The following is a 15652-nucleotide window of genomic DNA, read 5'->3' on the forward strand; positions in this document are numbered from 1 at the left end:
GCCGAACCAGCGAGTTCATCCTGAGGTCGTGCAAAACACCTGACTATCGATAAAAACTCATCGAAGCCATGACATCAGCACATGCCTCGACAAGAGGCACGCACTCACCATTTTCGAGCGATCAGATGGCTCGAATGACGTGTTTTATTTCCTGGAAAGCCTGCAAGCCCCACGGCCCCAATTCGCGGCCAATGCTGCTCTGCTTGTAACCACCCCAGGCGGTCTGCGCAAAGATCACCTGTGGCGCGTTGATCCACACGAGCCCCGCCTGCAAGGCGTTCGCGACGCGATCCGCCGCTTCGGCATTGCGCGTGACGACACTGGCCACCAGACCGAACTGGCTATCGTTGGCCAGGGCAATCGCCTCGCTTTCGGAGGCGAAACTGCGCACGCAAATGACCGGACCGAAAATCTCTTCACACCAAAGCGCACTGCCCTGGGGCACGTCGGTGAAGATCGTCGGTTGCAAAAAATAGCCTCGTGGAAGGTCCGCCGGGCGATTGCCGCCGCATATCAGCTTCGCGCCAGCGCTCAAGCCACGGTCGATGTGGCCGAGTACCCGCTGGTATTGCGCCTGATTGACCAGCGCGCCCATTTCCACGTCTGGTTCGAACGGGTCCGCCACACGAATGGCTTCGGCGCGAGCCTTCAGGCGCAGGAGGAATTCGTCCGCCAGTTCATCGGCCACCAGCACTCGGCTGGTCGCCGAACACATTTGCCCGGCATTAAAAAATCCGCCGCCACAGGCCACTTCCACCGCCAGTTCAAGGTCGGCATCAGCCAGCACCAGCAACGAGGATTTACCCCCCAGTTCCAGGCTCACGCCCTTGACGGTTTCGGCCGCGCGCTGCATCACCTGCACCCCTACCGCGTTGCTGCCGGTGAAGGAGATCTTGGCGATGCGCGGGTCCGCCGACAGCGGTGCGCCGACGGCCAGGCCGGTGCCGCAGACCAGGTTGAAAACACCCTGGGGCAGACCCGAGCGGGCAATGATCGCCGCCAGCTCCAGCTCTGGCAGTGGCGTCACTTCGGACGGCTTGAGTACTACACAGCAACCGGCAGCCAGGGCCGGGGCCAGCTTCCAGGCGGTAGTGACCATGGGAAAATTCCACGGCACGATCAGGCCGACCACACCGCAAGGTTCGCGACGCAAACGGGCGCTGAAATCGTCTGTGGGTAACTCGACCGGGCTGTCCTGCTTTGCGTCCAGGCCTTCGGCGAGGCCGGCATAATATTCAAACGTGGCGACGACGTCATCGACATCGATGGCCGCTTCGAACAGCGGCTTGCCGTTGTTGCTCGACTGCAGGTACATCAATTGTTCACGAGCACCCTGCACCCCTGCGGCGATCTTGCGCAGGATTGCGCCACGCTCGGCACCGGTGGTCTGCGACCAGTGCTTGAACGCAGCGGTCGCGGCCGTGACGGCTTGATCGACGGCACCCGCGTCGCCGCCGTTGACCGTGGTCAGCAGGGCTTCGGTCGACGGATTGATCACCCGCAGATGCTCCGGCCCAGCAGACCATTGGCCATTGATAAACAGGCCGTGCAACGTCGTCGGCAGGCTCATTTCGACACCGCCTGCAGCCACTGGCTCTGGTCGATCTCAATCAGGCTCGGGCCCTGCCGATCAGCGGCGACGCGCAGCGCCGTGCGCAATTGCTCCACGCTGTTCACCGCTTCCGCTGCACAGCCAAGGGCTTTGGCGACGCCGATAAAGTCCGGTGTATAGATGTCCACGCCCACCGGCTCGATGGCGCGGTTGACCATGTATTTCTTGATCTCTTCGTAGCCCTGGTTATTCCATAACAGGACGATCACCGGAGTCCGGGCTTCCACGGCGCTGGCCAGTTCCGGCAAGGTGAATTGCAGGCCGCCGTCACCGATCAGGCACACCACCGCAGGGCGCGCGCCGCCCTCGATGCTGCCACCGAGCCAGGCACCAATCGCCGCCGGCAAGGCGTAGCCGAGGGTGCCGTAGCCGGTGGAGGAATTGAACCAGCGGCGCGGGCGCTCGGGGTTGAACGTGAGGTTGCCGGTATACACCGGCTGGGTCGAATCGCCGACAAACACCGCATTCGGCAACTCGTGCAGCACGGTTTCCAGGAAGCGGGTTTGTGCAAGGGTCGGCGCGTCCCAGGTCGCTGCCAGGTCGTCGCGCAGACGCGCAGCACGCACCTGGCCCCAATCGGCACGGCGCTCGGCCAGGGATTTGTGCGAGAGCGCGCTCAACAGTGCCTGCGCGGCGTTGCGTGCATCGGACACCAGTGCGACCTGTGGCGGATAGTTGCGCACGGTCTGGTCGGGGTCGATGTCCACCCGCAACAGTGCACCGGGAATCTCGAAACCACCGGCGAACGTCACGTCGTAATCGGTCTCGGCCAGCTCGGTGCCGATGGCCAGTACGACGTCGGCCTCGGCGACCAAAGCACGCGTGGCCACCAGGCTCTGGGTCGAGCCAATCAGCAACGGATGCGTGGATTCCAGCATGCCCTTGGCATTGATGGTCAGGGCCACGGGCGCATCGAGCAACTCGGCCAATTCAGTCAGCTCGGCTGCGGCATCAATGGCTCCGCCACCGGCAAGAATCAATGGGCGTTTCGCGCCGGCCAGCAGCGCGGTCATGCGGCTGATCGCGCTCGGCGAAGCACCCGCACGATCAATATTGACCGGCACGCTGGCGAGCAGGTCATCCGCTTCCTCGACCAGCACATCCAGCGGAATTTCGATATGCACCGGGCGCGGACGACCCGCCTGGAACAACGCGAAGGCGCGGGCCAACACGCCCGGAAGCTCGGCCGCCGACATCAGCGTATGGGAAAACGCCGCCACCCCGGCCACCAGCGCGCTCTGGTTTGGCAGCTCGTGAAGCTTGCCCCGGCCACCGCCCAACTGGCTGCGCGATTGCACGCTGGAGATCACCAGCATCGGGATCGAATCGGCGTAGGCCTGCCCCATGGCAGTGGTGATGTTGGTCATGCCAGGGCCGGTGATGATGAAGCACACACCGGGCTTGCCGCTGGTGCGCGCATAGCCGTCAGCCATGAAACCGGCGCCCTGCTCATGACGCGGAGTGACATGGTTGATGCTCGAACGGGCCAGCCCGCGGTACAACTCCACGGTGTGAACCCCGGGAATGCCGAACACCTGCTCGACCCCGTAACCTTCGAGTAACTTGACCAATACTTCGCCACACGTCGCCATGTCATTGCCCTTCCTGTTCGTTTGAGACGCCGGACCTGCGCAGTGTTTATGATGCGTGGGCAGGTCCAGGGATGGCCTCATTGGAACGGGCGACACGTCGCCTCAACAATGGATAAAAAGTCATACTAGCCATGTCCTTACGTCATACCTTGGATCCCCATGAAACGATTGCCTCCCCTGCCGGCGCTGCACACTTTTCTGATCACCGCGCAGTGCTGCAACTTCACCCGTGCCGCCGAACAGTTGCACATCACCCAGGGCGCGGTGAGCCGGCAAGTCGCCGGGCTGGAGGATCACCTGGGTTATGAACTGTTCATTCGCCAGGCCCGGGGGCTGGAGTTGACGACCGAGGGGCGCGAATGGCTGCCGCGGGTGCAGAAGATTTTCCGCTTGATCGACGAAGCCGTGGACCAGATCGGCGAGAAGCGCGAGACCCTGCAGTTGAAGGCGCCGACCTGCGTCATGCGCTGGTTGCTGCCACGGCTGTTGCAGTGGCAACGGGAGCGTCCGGACGTGCCGGTAGAGTTGACCACCACGGTGAAACACGGAGTGGATTTTCATCGCGAACAGTTCGACGCCGCAGTGATGTACGGAGCGCCACCGGACAATGCGCTGGCCTCCCTGCACCTGTTCGACGAACAACTGACCCCGGTCTGTTCCAGGCCGCTGCTCGAAGGCCCGGTACCGTTGCAGTCCCCGGACGACCTGCAACAGCATCTGCTGTTGCACCCCACCCAGGACGAACGCGACTGGAAAGCCTGGCTGGCCAGCGCCGGGATACGCTTGAACAACGTGGGCAAGGGCCAGCATTTCGAAACCCTGGACCTGGCCATGTCGATGGCGTCCCAAGGGACGGGTGTGGCGATTGGAGACTGGTCGCTGATCGGGGATGACCTGAGCGCGGGCAGACTGGTGATGCCCTTCGCGCTGAAGGTTAAAACCGGTCTGGCCTACTACCTGGTGTTCCCGCAGAAACCCGAGCCGTCGCCCAAGCTGCGCGAGCTGATGGGGTGGTTGGTGGAGCAGGCTCAGTCGCGGTAACGCAAAAGCTGGCAGGAGCTGCGTAGGAGCTGCGTAGGAGCTGTCGAGTGAAACGAGGCTGCGATCTTTTGGCGTCTAAAATCAAGATCAAGATCAAGATCAAAATCAAAATCAAAAGATCGCAGCCTCGTTTCTCTCGGCAGCTCCCACAGGTGCCAGGGTTAGCGTATTACCACTGCATCTCACCCTTGGCGACCTTGGCACTGAGCTCCAGCGAACTCTCTTCGCCCAGGGTCGGGTACCGTTTTTTCATGGCCGCGATCAGCGCAACCGAGTCCTTGGCCTTGGCGGTTTCTTCGTCGAAGGCCCGGATGTAGTCGGCGGTAAACTGCACGGCCGCCAGCGACCGGGTGCTCTCGCCCAGGTAATGGCCGGGCACCAAAGTCTGCGGCTTGAGCGTCTCGATGGACTGCAGCGTCGCCAGCCAATCGGCATGGGACTGTGGGGTTTGGGTGTCGGCCATCCACACATGGATGTTCTGCGCCACCACCACGCCGCCCACCACCGCCTTGATAGACGGGATCCACACGAAGCTGCGATCCGGTTGCTTGCCCTGGAGGCCGATCACCTGCAGTTTCTGCCCCTCAAGCATCAGGCTGTCGCCCTCGAGCACCTGCGGCACGATGGTTTTGGCCGGCACATCTGCTCCCATTTTCGGCCCCCAGAAGGCCAGCTTTGCGTCGACCGTCTGCGTGATGTGATCGACAGTCGGCTGCGACGCCAGCACCCGGGCTTTTGGAAACGCGGCGGTGAGGGTGTCGAGGCCAAAGTAGTAATCGGGATCACCGTGGCTGATGTAGATCGTGGTCAGTTGCTTGCCGCTGGCGCGAATTTTCTGCACCACTTGTTCGGCCTGGGATTTGCCGAATTGCGCGTCCACCAAAACCGCGTCTTTCTCGCCGCTGACGAGCACCGAACTGACCGGAAAAATAGCCTCGGTACCCGGGTTGTAGACGTCCAGCGTAAGGGGCGCCGCGAGGGCGTGGGCTGTCAGGCCGAACGTGACGCTGGCCAGCAGAATTCGTTTGAGGGAAGTGAAACCGATCATGTAGAGCTCCGATGCCGATTGCCGTATTGGGCGAGGCGACAGAGCTTAGTTGCCTGCACTGATACAAAAAATGCGATGCTGCGACACAGTTTGTTTCTAAAATCGGGCAAATCATGGATCGACTTCAAGCAATGCGGGTGTTCGTCTCGGTGGTCGACCTCGGCAGCCAGTCGGCTGCAGCCGATCACCTGGACCTTTCGCGACCGGTGGTCTCGCGTTACCTGGCGGAACTGGAGGATTGGGTCGGCGCGCGGCTGATGCACCGCACCACGCGCAAACTGAGCCTGACGGCGGCGGGCAGCGAGATACTGCCGCGCTGTCGGCAAATGCTCGAGCTGTCCAGCGACATGCAGGCGGCGGTCACCGAGCCTGACGAGGCGCCGCGCGGCTTGCTGCGCATCAGCGTCAGCACCTCGTTCGGCCAGGCGCAGCTGGCGGACGCCATGGCGGCGTTCGTCAGGCGCTACCCCGGCGTCAGCATCGACCTGCAGATGCTCGATCGCACGGTCAACCTGGTGGACGAGCGCATCGACCTGGCCATCCGCACCAGCAACGACCTGGACCCGAACCTGATCGCGCGGCGGCTGACAGTGTGCCGTTCAGTCATCTGCGCCTCCCCGGCGTATCTGCACGAGCACCCGGCGCCAAAACGGGTCGAGGACTTGAGCGAACACAATTGCCTGACCCACTCCTACTTCGGCAAAAGCCTCTGGCACTTCGAGCAGGACGGCGAGCCGCAGTCGGTGACGGTGCAGGGCAACATCAGCGCCAACGAGACAAGCACCCTGCTGCGCGCCACCCTGGCCGGCGCCGGGGTGGCGATGTTGCCGAGCTACCAGGCGGGCGTGCACATTGTCAGTGGCGATTTGATCCGCTTGCTACCCCAAGCCGAACCGCGGCAGATGAACATCTACGCGGTGTACGCGTCCCGCAAGCACATGCCGACGACGTTGCGCTGCATGCTGGATTTCCTGGTGCTGCGGTTTCCGCAAGAGCCGGTGTGGGATGTCGAGCTGGATCGACTGTAGGGGCTGGCGGGGGCTTGGGGGCGGTTGGCGGGTTTTTGATCGGAGGATCTTTTGATTTTCAGCTGTGGGTGGCGCTCTTTGGAAGATCAATAGCAAATACAAGATCAAAAGATCGCAGCCTTCGGCAGCGCCTACTATGCTCAACGTAGTACCCCCGGGTATTCGTTCAGAGGTGAGCGCCATGAACATCAAAACAAGAAGATACCTCGCCATTTTCGTCACCTGCGCAGCAACGCTGGCACTTTATGGCACCGCTGCGTGGCGGGTCGAACAGCTGCGGCAACTGCCCCGCGATTTTGCGAGCTGCAACTTCGAGCGCTGCATTCCCCACAACGCCACCCTCAACGCCCTTCGCTGACGAAAGGCGTCAGGTTTCGTTGTCCTGATCGGCCTTTAAACGGTCGCGAAACGCCTTGGGCGAAATACCCACCCGGCGTCGAAACAGCCGGGTGAAATTGGTTGGATCGGAAAACCCCAACACGTCGGACATCTCGTAGATCGTCATGCTGGTATAGGTCAACAGGCGCTTGGCTTCGAGCAGTTGGCGCTCGTGCATGATCTGCAGCGCCGGTTGCCCCGCCAGCTCCCGGCAGGTGCCGTTGAGGTGGGAAACAGAGATGCCCAGCCGATGCGCCAGGTCTTCAACCTTGACATGCTGGCGATAGGTTTCTTCCACCAGCTGAATGAAGCCGTTGAGGTACTCGCGCGCCCGCTGCGGACGCTGACTGGCAGACCGTCGCTGCAGAGCCTGGCGGCTGGCCCACACCATGATCACGCTGACCAGCGAATGCATAAGCATTTCCCGCGCCGGTTGATGACCGGTGTACTCGTCCTGCAGCGCGGTAAACAGGCTGTTTAGATATTCACTGTCCTTGCCCGCCGGGTAACTCTCGGCCTGGCCCAGGGCATTCATCGAACTGCCCAGCTGCGCCTGCAGGTGCGCGACCAGCGGCGCAGCCAGCGTGACGATAAACCCTTCGACGTCTTCCGAAAAACGGAAGCCGTGCACGGATAAAGGCGGCAGGATCTGGATCGCCGACTCGGTGAGCAGTGTGCGTTGCCCTTCGATCTCAAGCTCTGCCTGACCTTTGAAGACGAAGAGCAACTGGCACAGATCGGCGTGGCGATGGGGCTTGATTTCCCACTGATGCTCACGGCTGCGTTTGGATATGGTTTCACAATGCAACAGGTCCGGGGTGGGCCAGTCCAGGCTTTCTCCGTAAAGCTTGAACACCGGAATGGAAGGCAGGGCAGGCTTGTTCATAACTTCAATCAGGCCTCGGAGATAGTAGCGGGCGATAATCGCACCGATTGGCAGAATGTACAGGTATCGGCTCAGTTTTCACCTTCAATTGACAGACTCGCAAGTGAAAAATGCAAGCACTCGATCCATAACAATCGTCCACCGGCCCTGGCCGAGTGCAGCTTGCGAGCCATAAAAACAATGAAAACGCTAAAAACCCAAGTCGCCATCATTGGTGCAGGCCCATCCGGATTGCTCCTCGGCCAGCTGCTGCACAACGCTGGAATCGACACCCTCATTCTGGAACGCCAGACCCCGGACTACGTCCTCGGGCGCATCCGTGCCGGGGTGCTTGAACAGGGCATGGTAGAGCTGCTGCGCAAGGCCGGTGCGGGACAACGCATGGATGCCGAAGGACTGATCCACAACGGCTTTGAATTGTCGCTCGACGGTCGCCAGGTGCACATCGATCTGCACGCCCTTACCGGCGGAAAAACCGTGATGATCTACGGCCAGACCGAAGTCACTCGCGACCTGATGGCCGCTCGTCAGATTGCAGGCGCCACGACCCTCTACGGCGTCGAGAACGTCGTTCCCCAGGCAATGAAGACCGCTGAACCCTTCGTCACGTTTGAAAAAGACGGCGAGAGCTATCGACTCGACTGCGACTACATCGCCGGCTGCGACGGCTTCCATGGCGTGGCACGGCAATCGATCCCGGCCGACAGCCTGAAGATTTTCGAACGGGTTTATCCGTTCGGCTGGCTGGGCATCCTTGCCGACACCCCGCCGGTGCACGAAGAACTGGTCTATGCCCGCCATCCACGCGGGTTTGCCCTGTGCAGCATGCGTTCGTCAACCCGCACCCGTTATTACCTGCAGGTGCCCACCGGGGAGACGGTGGAGCAATGGTCCGATCAGCGATTCTGGGAGGAGCTCAAATCCCGTCTGCCAGCGGAATTGGCCGAAACGCTGGTCACCGGGCCGTCCATTGAGAAAAGCATCGCGCCACTGCGCAGTTTTGTGGTCGAGCCGATGCAGTACGGGCGACTGTTCCTGGTCGGCGACGCCGCGCACATCGTCCCACCCACAGGAGCCAAAGGCCTGAACCTGGCGGCCAGCGATGTCAGTACGCTGTTTGATATTCTGCTGAAGGTGTACCGCGAAGACCGCCTCGATCTGTTGGAGAAGTACTCGCAAATTTGCCTGCGACGGGTCTGGAAGGCCGAGCGTTTTTCCTGGTGGATGACGTCGATGCTGCACCGCTTCGACGACCACGACGGTTTCAGCCAGCGCATCGCCGAATCAGAGCTGGCGTACTTCGTCGACTCCGAAGCCGGTCGCAAGACCATTGCAGAAAATTACGTCGGCCTTCCCTACGAGCCTATCGAATAGCCAGCTATCGACTTACACTGGCGAGCATTGCCGCTCGCCTCTTGCCTGCGGATCATCCATTGCCGCAGGTTTTACCGTGACCCACCTCACCCAGCCCGACGCGCCGAAACCGGCGATTCGCAGCGTGCTGATTGCCCTGATGCTGGCGATCTTCCTTGGCGCGCTGGACCAGACCATCGTGGCAGTCTCGATGCCGGCCATCTCCGCACAATTCAAGGATGTCAGCCTGCTGGCCTGGGTGATTTCCGGGTACATGGTGGCCATGACGGTGGCCGTACCGATCTACGGCAAGCTCGGCGACCTGTACGGGCGCCGCAAGTTGATGCTGTTCGGCATGGGGCTGTTTACGCTGGCTTCGCTGTTCTGCGGGATGGCCCAGAGCATGGAGCAGTTGGTCCTGGCGCGAATTCTCCAGGGCATTGGTGCCGGGGGTATGATTTCGGTCAGCCAGGCGATCATCGGCGACATCGTGCCGCCGCGCGAACGCGGTCGCTACCAGGGGTATTTCAGCAGCATGTACGCGGTGGCGAGTGTCGCCGGACCGGTGCTGGGTGGCTACATGACCGAGTACCTGTCGTGGCGCTGGGTGTTCCTGATCAATCTGCCACTGGGAGTGGGCGCCCTGGTGGTCGCCCATCGCACCCTGGTCGGTCTGCCGGTGCCGCAGCGCAAACCGGTGATCGATTACGTCGGCACCGTGCTGATGATTATCGGCCTGACGGCCTTGCTGCTCGGCATTACCGAAGTCGGCCAGGGCCATGCCTGGAACAGCCTCGAAGTCATGGGGCTGCTCACGTGTGCGGTCGTGATACTGGGGCTGTTCGTCTGGCACGAACGCCGGGCGCGGGAACCGTTGCTGCCGATGCACCTGTTTGCCAACCGCAATGCCCTGCTCTGCTGGTGCACGATTTTCTTCACCAGCTTCCAGGCGATCTCGCTGATCGTCCTGATGCCCCTGCGCTTTCAGAGCGTCACCGGTGCAGGCGCCGACAGTGCCGCCCTGCACCTGTTACCGCTGGCCATGGGGCTGCCGATAGGCGCGTATTTTGCCGGTCGTCGCACCTCGGTGACCGGGCGCTACAAACCGATGATCCTGACCGGCGCGGCGCTGATGCCGATATCAATTCTCGGCATGGCGTTCAGCCCTCCCCAGGCGATGATCTGGAGCAGCCTGTTCATGTTGCTCAGTGGTATTGCGGGCGGCATGCAATTCCCGACCTCGCTGGTGGGGACGCAAAATTCGGTAGAACAGAGGGACATCGGCGTGGCCACCAGCACGACTAATTTGTTCCGCTCCCTGGGTGGCGCGGTGGGGGTAGCCTTGATGTCGGCATTGCTGCTGGCGCTGTTGCAGGATTCAAGCTTCGCCCACTTGGGCAGCTCGACGCTGATTGGCGAAGGCGGTTCGGGAAATGTCCTGCTGGACGGTTTGAACGCCGCGCCGGGGGATGCGCAAACTGCCTTGCGGGCAGAGTTGCTGCTGACGTTTCGGCACTTGCTGACGGTCAGTGCGGCGGTGTCACTGCTGGGGTTGGCGGCGGCGATTGCAATGCCGAACATGATGTTGCGGGGCCGCGAGGACAAGGTTCGTTAACGCAAAGATCGCAGCTTGCGCAGGAGCTGCCGAAGGCTGCGATCTTTTGATCTTTTGATTTTATGGGCTGTAATAACCCACAGCCACCAGGAAATGCCCGACCTTTTTCAGGTACGCATGCTTGGCCTCAACCTTGCCAGTCACCGGGTTCTTCCAGCGATATTCGTATTCGCCATAATCCTGTTTGGCAATCAACGCCAGGATCGGCTCGCCCACCGGCTTGCCTTCGGGATCCTTGATCTTGCTGAAGTCGGTGTTGATCAAGCGCAGGTTGGTGCCATGGGCAACGTAACGACCGGTGTCCAGGTCCACCACGAATACATACAGGTCATCCTGCAGGTACCCGCCCTTGAGCGAATTGATCGCGGTCAGGGTGCCTTTCTCATCCTTGGCCAGATCGCCGGCCGCCTTGTTCAGCAACGCCATGGCCTGCTCCGCTGACGCGCGAGGCAGGTAATAGCCCACTGCCAAAATGCGCTGGCCGACACGCTGGTAGAACACGTGCTTGCGCTCGACCTTGCCGTCGGACCAGTTCTGCCAGCGATATTCGGCCTGCTGAATGCCGTTGCCCTCAGGCACTTTCAACGCATCCTTGAAGGCTTTCTGCAAATCCGGCCCGAGCACATCCGACACATCCCGCCCGATCAACGCCGAAGAAGGCCCGCCGCTGGCGAGCATGACGCCCTTGGTGTCGACCACGAACACATAACGGTCCTTGTCGACAAACTCACCCTGGCGACTGAATGCGGCAAACGCCTTGTCGCCATTCTCATGGTAGTAGGCCAAGGCCTTTTCCAGCAGAGCCTTGGCGGCCTGGCTGTCGTCTTTTTCCGTGCCGGCCGCCTGTGCCTGGCCAAGGCCTAACAACAGCAGCCCCCCCAGTAACATCAATTTATGCCAAACCCCCATTGCGCGTTCCTCATTCCTGTTGGTGTTCAAGCAGCGTAGACGAGCACAGCCGCCAAGGAGCGCACGGCGTCCTCAGGGTCGGGCGTTGAGTTGCTTTTGCAGATTCTGGATCTGCGCCTGCAGAGTGTTGATGTTGCGGCTGACCTGAGTGCGGAACGCATCGAATTCGGCAGTATTGCCACTGGCGCTGGCGGGTGGACGATTATCCTGCTGGGCCTTGAGCACGATCATGTCCTGTTCCAGGCGGTCGATGGCCGCGCCTGGATTGCCCTGCTTCTTCAATGCAGCGATATCGGCACCGAGGCTCTTGAGCTGGGCGTCAACCTTGCTGGTATCGGCTGGGGCGCTTTTCAGTGCTGCCAGTTCGCTGCTCAGGGCTTTGACCTGGGCCTGCAACTGAGTGTTGGCGCTCTGCTGTTCAGTGGTTTGCGCGCTCGCCTCGGCCAGGCGTTTGTCGAGCTCGGCGGTTTGCGCCGTCATCTGCGCCAGGCGCTTGTCCAGTTCGGTGGTCTGGCCAACAACGCCCTGCTGCTGCTTGCCTTGATCCAGGAGTTTGCTTTCCAGCTGCCTGATCTGCAGCTTCAACGCTTCGCTGTCACTGGAAACGTTGGTCTGGCTGGCGACCACCTTGCCGGAAATATCCTGCAGGCGCCCTGCCGCTTCCTCGCTGATGCGAGCAAAGCTTTCCTGGGTCGCCACCAGCTGTTGCTCCATCAGCGAAATCTGCTGGAAGCTCCACCAGGCAAGGCCGCCAAAGGCGATGCACAATGCACCGACCAGTGCCCACAGAGGACCGGTGCTCGGGCCTTTGACCTTGACCACCGGGGGCGTGCGCGAGTGCCCGGAATGACGCGCGGCAGGCACAAAATCATCGTCGTCGAGGCTGTCGGCACGCAGGCTCGGTACATCGAAGTCGTCGTTGGCATCGTTACGCATGGACATTGAGTCAACCTTTGTGAACGCGGTGATGGCTTGATGCGGCGCAGTATACCCCCCCACAACCGCATCGATTGACCTTGAACCCCCAACTCGGTTCAGTGACGGGCCCGTCAGCGGATGTCCTGGGCCTTCCACCAGCTGCAGAACTCGTCCAGGGCGGTCCAGAGACTGACCTTTGGATCGTAATCCAGATAATGCCGCGCGCGGCTGATGTCCAGGGTGAAATCCCGGGTCATCACCTGCATTCCCAGGCGCGACAGGGTTGGCTCGGGGCGGCCCGGCCAGAGTTTGCATACGCCTTCATTCAAGGCGGCGGCGCTGTAGGCCAGCCCATAGGAACGGTAGCGGGTGACCTGCGGGACTTCCATCCTGCGCATCACGTAATTGACCACATCCCACAGCGGAACCGGGGTCCCATTGCTGATGTTGTAGGCCTTGCCCAACGCCGAGCCCGTGGCCAGCAAGCTGCTGAGCAAGGCTTCGTTGAGGTTTTGCACGCTGGTGAAATCCACCTTGTTCAAACCGTTGCCGATGATCGACAACCGCCCCTTGCGCTGCATTTTCAGCAGGCGCGGGAAAATACTCATGTCACCGGCGCCGGTCACGAATCGCGGACGCAGGGCGATGGTCTCCAGACCAAATTCCTGGGCGCCAAATACTTTTTGCTCGGCCAGGTACTTGGTCGCGGCGTAGGGGTGCTTGAAGCGCTTGGGCACCTGCTCTTCGGTCAGACCAAAGTGATCGCGGCCGTCAAAATAGATCGAGGGCGAAGACAGGTGCACCAGGCGCCGCACCCGCTGCTTCAGGCAGGCTTCGACCACGTTCTCGGTGACCTGGACATTACCCTGGTGGAAATCTTGATAACGGCCCCACAACCCCACGGCACCGGCGCAATGGACCACAGCGTCGACATCCACGCACAGGTCGCGGGCCAGCAGCGGGTCGCCGAGATCACCCTGGATAAACTCGGCGCCACGGCGCACCAGGTGTTCGACGCTTTCGGCCCGGCGACCATTGACCCGTACGTCCAGGCCCTGCTCCAGGGCGAAACGCGCAAAGCGCCCGCCAATGAAGCCGCTTGCGCCGGTGACCAGAATCTTCATGTAGTGCTCCGATGTGTTTCATTTTGCGTAATGCGTAAGCCTTGACGCTGCCCGTCAGTCCAACGGCACCAGCCATTGCCTGGATGAACGCACCAATTGTTCGGTCAGTAACCCCAGCAACTGCCCGCCATTGCGCCAATGATGCCAGTACAGCGGCACATCGATGGGCTTATCTGGCAACAGCTCGAGCAACACACCGCGTTCCAGCTGCTCGCGCACCTGCAGTTCAGGCACCAGGCCCCAGCCAAGTCCGGCTTCGGTCAGGCGGATAAAACCTTCGGAGGACGGGCACAAATGGTGTTCGAAACCGCCATCGACACCCAGGGAAGCCAGGTAGCGATGCTGCAGGAAATCGTCCGGCCCAAACACCAGCGCCGGGGTCTTCGCCAACTGATCAGCGCGCACCCCGTGCGGGAAATGCCGAGCAATGAACGCGGGACTGGCCAAGGCCCGATAGCGCATCGCCCCCAACAACACGCTGCGCGCGCCCGCCACCGGGCGCTCACTGGCGCAGATACACGCGGCCACTTCGCCGGCGCGCATGCGCTTGAGGCCAACCGTCTGGTCTTCAACCACCAGGTCCAGCAGCAGGTGTTGCTCGGCGCAGAAATCGCTGACGGCGGCGGCCCACCAGGTGGCCAGGCTGTCGGCATTGAGGGCGATGCGCAGACGCTCCGGCAGGCCTTCTTCGTCCAGCGCCGGCACCAGGGTCTGCAAGTCGCGCTCCAGCAGCCGCACCTGCTGCACATGGTTCAGCAGGCGCCGTCCGATCTCGGTAGGTGCCGGCGGCGTGACCCGCACCAGAACCGGCTGGCCGACCCGGGCTTCGAGCAATTTGATGCGCTGGGAAATCGCCGATTGCGACAGACCCAGCACCTGTGCGGCGCGTTCGAAGCCGGCCTGCTCAACCACGGCTGCCAAGGCGGACAGTAATTTATAGTCGAACATCAGTTTTCCTAATGAGCGATCAGCAAGATTGGTTTTTCTTATACCGCTTCCACGGGGAGAATGGCCAGCAAGAACTCTTCGACAAGGATCACCCACATGGCTGGCGAAACTTCATTGGTAACCCTGCTGCGCAGCATGAGCCCGCAACTCAACGCCGGCGAATACGTCTTCTGTACCCTTCACGACAGCCAGCTGCCGGCAGGTCTCGAGTTGATCGGCAGCTTTCGCGAGCAAGAAGGGCTGACGGTGATCCTGGAGCGTCGCCACGCCGAAAAAGCCGGCCTGCACTTTGACTACGTCGCCGCCTGGATCACTCTGAACGTGCATTCGGCGCTGCAGGCCGTCGGCCTGACAGCGGCCTTCGCAACCGCACTGGGGCAGGCCGGAATCAGTTGCAATGTGATCGCAGGTTACTACCACGACCATCTATTCGTCGGCCAGGCCGATGCAGAGCGCGCCATGGCCGTGTTGCGGGACCTGGCAGCTAATGCGGAGTAACCCTCAATGTGGCAAAGCTATGTCAACGGCCTGTTAGTGGCCGCAGGGCTGATCATGGCGATCGGCACCCAGAATGCGTTTGTGCTGGCCCAGAGCCTGCGGCGTGAACACCACCTGCCGGTCGCTGCATTGTGCGTGGTGTGTGATGCATTGCTGGTCGCCGCCGGAGTGTTTGGCCTGGCGACTGTATTGGCGCACAACCCGACCTTGCTCGCGGTAGCCCGTTGGGGTGGCGCAATATTCCTGCTTTGGTATGGCAGCCTGGCGCTGCGCCGGGCCTGTTCAAAACAGAGCCTGCAACAGGGCGAGGGCCAGACCGTGCGTTCGCTGCGGGCGGTCATGCTCAGCGCGTTGGCCGTGACCTTGCTCAACCCGCATGTCTACCTGGACACCGTCCTGCTGATCGGCTCGCTCGGCGCGCAGCAGACCGAACCGGGCGCTTACGTAGTGGGCGCAGCGAGCGCGTCATTGCTGTGGTTTTTCACTCTGGCACTGGGCGCCGCATGGCTGGCGCCGTGGCTGGCCCGGCCGAGTACCTGGCGGATCCTCGACCTGCTGGTGGCGGTGATGATGTTCACGGTAGCGGTGCAACTCATCACCAGCGCCTGATTTATTCCAAAAGGCTCTGGAACCTCTATTCCACACAGTTGTTGCGTGGTTATGCCGCACCCCCGGTGCTATGATCCGGTCCGATGCGCCGCA

General features: G+C 61.6%; 15 protein-coding genes. 7 read left to right on the top strand and 8 right to left on the bottom strand.

Going from position 1 to position 15652, the window contains the following annotated elements; all coding sequences use genetic code 11:
* Window positions 1–121: 121 nt before the first annotated feature.
* Both HYI44_RS11670 and HYI44_RS11675 read right to left on the bottom strand, forming a co-directional pair.
* Window positions 122–1570 (bottom strand): aldehyde dehydrogenase family protein, encoded by a 1449-nt coding sequence (locus tag HYI44_RS11670; RefSeq protein WP_225569471.1) that lies wholly within the window; start codon window positions 1568–1570, stop codon window positions 122–124.
* Window positions 1567–3204 carry a 5-guanidino-2-oxopentanoate decarboxylase gene (locus tag HYI44_RS11675; protein ID WP_225569472.1) on the bottom strand — a complete coding sequence of 546 codons (1638 nt, stop codon included), beginning with the start codon at window positions 3202–3204 and terminating at the stop codon, window positions 1567–1569. The genes HYI44_RS11670 and HYI44_RS11675 overlap by 4 nt, the downstream gene beginning before the upstream one ends.
* A gap of 159 nt (window positions 3205–3363) precedes the next feature.
* Here HYI44_RS11675 and HYI44_RS11680 point away from each other — a divergent pair, with 159 nt between their 5' ends.
* The gene (locus HYI44_RS11680; RefSeq protein WP_225569473.1) at window positions 3364–4245 is read left to right on the top strand and encodes a LysR substrate-binding domain-containing protein; all 882 of its coding nucleotides are present in this window, start codon (window positions 3364–3366) and stop codon (window positions 4243–4245) included.
* 169 nt (window positions 4246–4414) lie between these two features.
* Here HYI44_RS11680 and HYI44_RS11685 read toward each other — a convergent pair whose 3' ends face one another.
* Window positions 4415–5293: an MBL fold metallo-hydrolase gene (locus HYI44_RS11685; RefSeq protein ID WP_201147313.1), complete on the bottom strand. Its 879-nt coding sequence runs from the start codon at window positions 5291–5293 to the stop codon at window positions 4415–4417.
* A gap of 113 nt (window positions 5294–5406) precedes the next feature.
* On the opposite strand from HYI44_RS11685, the gene HYI44_RS11690 reads away from it, so the two are divergent.
* A complete protein-coding gene (locus HYI44_RS11690; protein WP_225569474.1) occupies window positions 5407–6321 on the top strand; it encodes a LysR family transcriptional regulator in 915 nt (304 codons plus the stop codon).
* A gap of 181 nt (window positions 6322–6502) precedes the next feature.
* Window positions 6503–6679 (top strand): hypothetical protein, encoded by a 177-nt coding sequence (locus tag HYI44_RS11695; RefSeq protein WP_163019474.1) that lies wholly within the window; start codon window positions 6503–6505, stop codon window positions 6677–6679.
* Between the two features lie 9 nt (window positions 6680–6688).
* Here HYI44_RS11695 and HYI44_RS11700 read toward each other — a convergent pair whose 3' ends face one another.
* Window positions 6689–7585: a helix-turn-helix domain-containing protein gene (locus tag HYI44_RS11700; protein WP_225569475.1), complete on the bottom strand. Its 897-nt coding sequence runs from the start codon at window positions 7583–7585 to the stop codon at window positions 6689–6691.
* A gap of 180 nt (window positions 7586–7765) precedes the next feature.
* On the opposite strand from HYI44_RS11700, the gene pobA reads away from it, so the two are divergent.
* Together pobA and HYI44_RS11710 are read left to right on the top strand one after the other, a co-directional pair.
* Window positions 7766–8959, top strand: coding sequence for a 4-hydroxybenzoate 3-monooxygenase (pobA, locus tag HYI44_RS11705; RefSeq protein WP_225569476.1), 1194 nt, complete (start codon window positions 7766–7768; stop codon window positions 8957–8959).
* Window positions 8960–9035: 76 nt separating this feature from the next.
* Window positions 9036–10553 carry an MDR family MFS transporter gene (locus HYI44_RS11710; protein ID WP_122840102.1) on the top strand — a complete coding sequence of 506 codons (1518 nt, stop codon included), beginning with the start codon at window positions 9036–9038 and terminating at the stop codon, window positions 10551–10553.
* A gap of 60 nt (window positions 10554–10613) precedes the next feature.
* Here the strand turns inward: HYI44_RS11710 and HYI44_RS11715 are convergent, their stop codons facing one another.
* The 4 genes from HYI44_RS11715 to HYI44_RS11730 all read right to left on the bottom strand — a co-directional run bounded on the left by HYI44_RS11715 (window position 10614) and on the right by HYI44_RS11730 (window position 14452).
* Entirely contained in the window at window positions 10614–11462 is an 849-nt protein-coding gene (locus HYI44_RS11715) for a cache domain-containing protein (RefSeq protein ID WP_122840101.1), read from the bottom strand.
* A gap of 72 nt (window positions 11463–11534) precedes the next feature.
* Entirely contained in the window at window positions 11535–12404 is an 870-nt protein-coding gene (locus HYI44_RS11720; protein ID WP_122840100.1) for an ATPase, read from the bottom strand.
* Window positions 12405–12511: 107 nt separating this feature from the next.
* On the bottom strand, window positions 12512–13504 hold the full coding sequence (locus tag HYI44_RS11725; RefSeq protein WP_225569477.1) for an NAD-dependent epimerase/dehydratase family protein: 993 nt from the start codon (window positions 13502–13504) through the stop codon (window positions 12512–12514).
* A 54-nt stretch (window positions 13505–13558) separates the two neighbouring features.
* Window positions 13559–14452, bottom strand: a complete 894-nt coding sequence (locus HYI44_RS11730; RefSeq protein ID WP_122840098.1) for a LysR family transcriptional regulator ArgP — start codon at window positions 14450–14452, stop codon at window positions 13559–13561.
* Between the two features lie 96 nt (window positions 14453–14548).
* On the opposite strand from HYI44_RS11730, the gene HYI44_RS11735 reads away from it, so the two are divergent.
* Both HYI44_RS11735 and HYI44_RS11740 read left to right on the top strand, forming a co-directional pair.
* Complete coding sequence (locus tag HYI44_RS11735) at window positions 14549–14950, top strand: ACT domain-containing protein (RefSeq protein WP_122840097.1); 402 nt, start codon at window positions 14549–14551, stop codon at window positions 14948–14950.
* Between the two features lie 6 nt (window positions 14951–14956).
* Complete coding sequence (locus tag HYI44_RS11740) at window positions 14957–15559, top strand: LysE/ArgO family amino acid transporter (protein ID WP_122840096.1); 603 nt, start codon at window positions 14957–14959, stop codon at window positions 15557–15559.
* Window positions 15560–15652 lie beyond the last annotated feature (93 nt).

The organism is Pseudomonas sp. Y24-6, from assembly GCF_020295325.1.
Lineage (GTDB): Bacteria > Pseudomonadota > Gammaproteobacteria > Pseudomonadales > Pseudomonadaceae > Aquipseudomonas > Aquipseudomonas gregormendelii.

What these genes read in the sequence shown, in the direction of transcription:
- HYI44_RS11670 (WP_225569471.1), bottom strand. Translation starts at nt 1,570, where the DNA reads ATGAGCCTGCCGACGACGTTGCACGGCCTGTTTATCAATGGCCAATGG.
- HYI44_RS11675 (WP_225569472.1), bottom strand. Translation starts at nt 3,204, where the DNA reads ATGGCGACGTGTGGCGAAGTATTGGTCAAGTTACTCGAAGGTTACGGG.
- HYI44_RS11680 (WP_225569473.1), top strand. Translation starts at nt 3,364, where the DNA reads ATGAAACGATTGCCTCCCCTGCCGGCGCTGCACACTTTTCTGATCACC.
- HYI44_RS11685 (WP_201147313.1), bottom strand. Translation starts at nt 5,293, where the DNA reads ATGATCGGTTTCACTTCCCTCAAACGAATTCTGCTGGCCAGCGTCACG.
- HYI44_RS11690 (WP_225569474.1), top strand. Translation starts at nt 5,407, where the DNA reads ATGGATCGACTTCAAGCAATGCGGGTGTTCGTCTCGGTGGTCGACCTC.
- HYI44_RS11695 (WP_163019474.1), top strand. Translation starts at nt 6,503, where the DNA reads ATGAACATCAAAACAAGAAGATACCTCGCCATTTTCGTCACCTGCGCA.
- HYI44_RS11700 (WP_225569475.1), bottom strand. Translation starts at nt 7,585, where the DNA reads ATGAACAAGCCTGCCCTGCCTTCCATTCCGGTGTTCAAGCTTTACGGA.
- pobA (WP_225569476.1), top strand. Translation starts at nt 7,766, where the DNA reads ATGAAAACGCTAAAAACCCAAGTCGCCATCATTGGTGCAGGCCCATCC.
- HYI44_RS11715 (WP_122840101.1), bottom strand. Translation starts at nt 11,462, where the DNA reads ATGGGGGTTTGGCATAAATTGATGTTACTGGGGGGGCTGCTGTTGTTA.
- HYI44_RS11720 (WP_122840100.1), bottom strand. Translation starts at nt 12,404, where the DNA reads ATGTCCATGCGTAACGATGCCAACGACGACTTCGATGTACCGAGCCTG.
- HYI44_RS11725 (WP_225569477.1), bottom strand. Translation starts at nt 13,504, where the DNA reads ATGAAGATTCTGGTCACCGGCGCAAGCGGCTTCATTGGCGGGCGCTTT.
- HYI44_RS11730 (WP_122840098.1), bottom strand. Translation starts at nt 14,452, where the DNA reads ATGTTCGACTATAAATTACTGTCCGCCTTGGCAGCCGTGGTTGAGCAG.
- HYI44_RS11735 (WP_122840097.1), top strand. Translation starts at nt 14,549, where the DNA reads ATGGCTGGCGAAACTTCATTGGTAACCCTGCTGCGCAGCATGAGCCCG.
- HYI44_RS11740 (WP_122840096.1), top strand. Translation starts at nt 14,957, where the DNA reads ATGTGGCAAAGCTATGTCAACGGCCTGTTAGTGGCCGCAGGGCTGATC.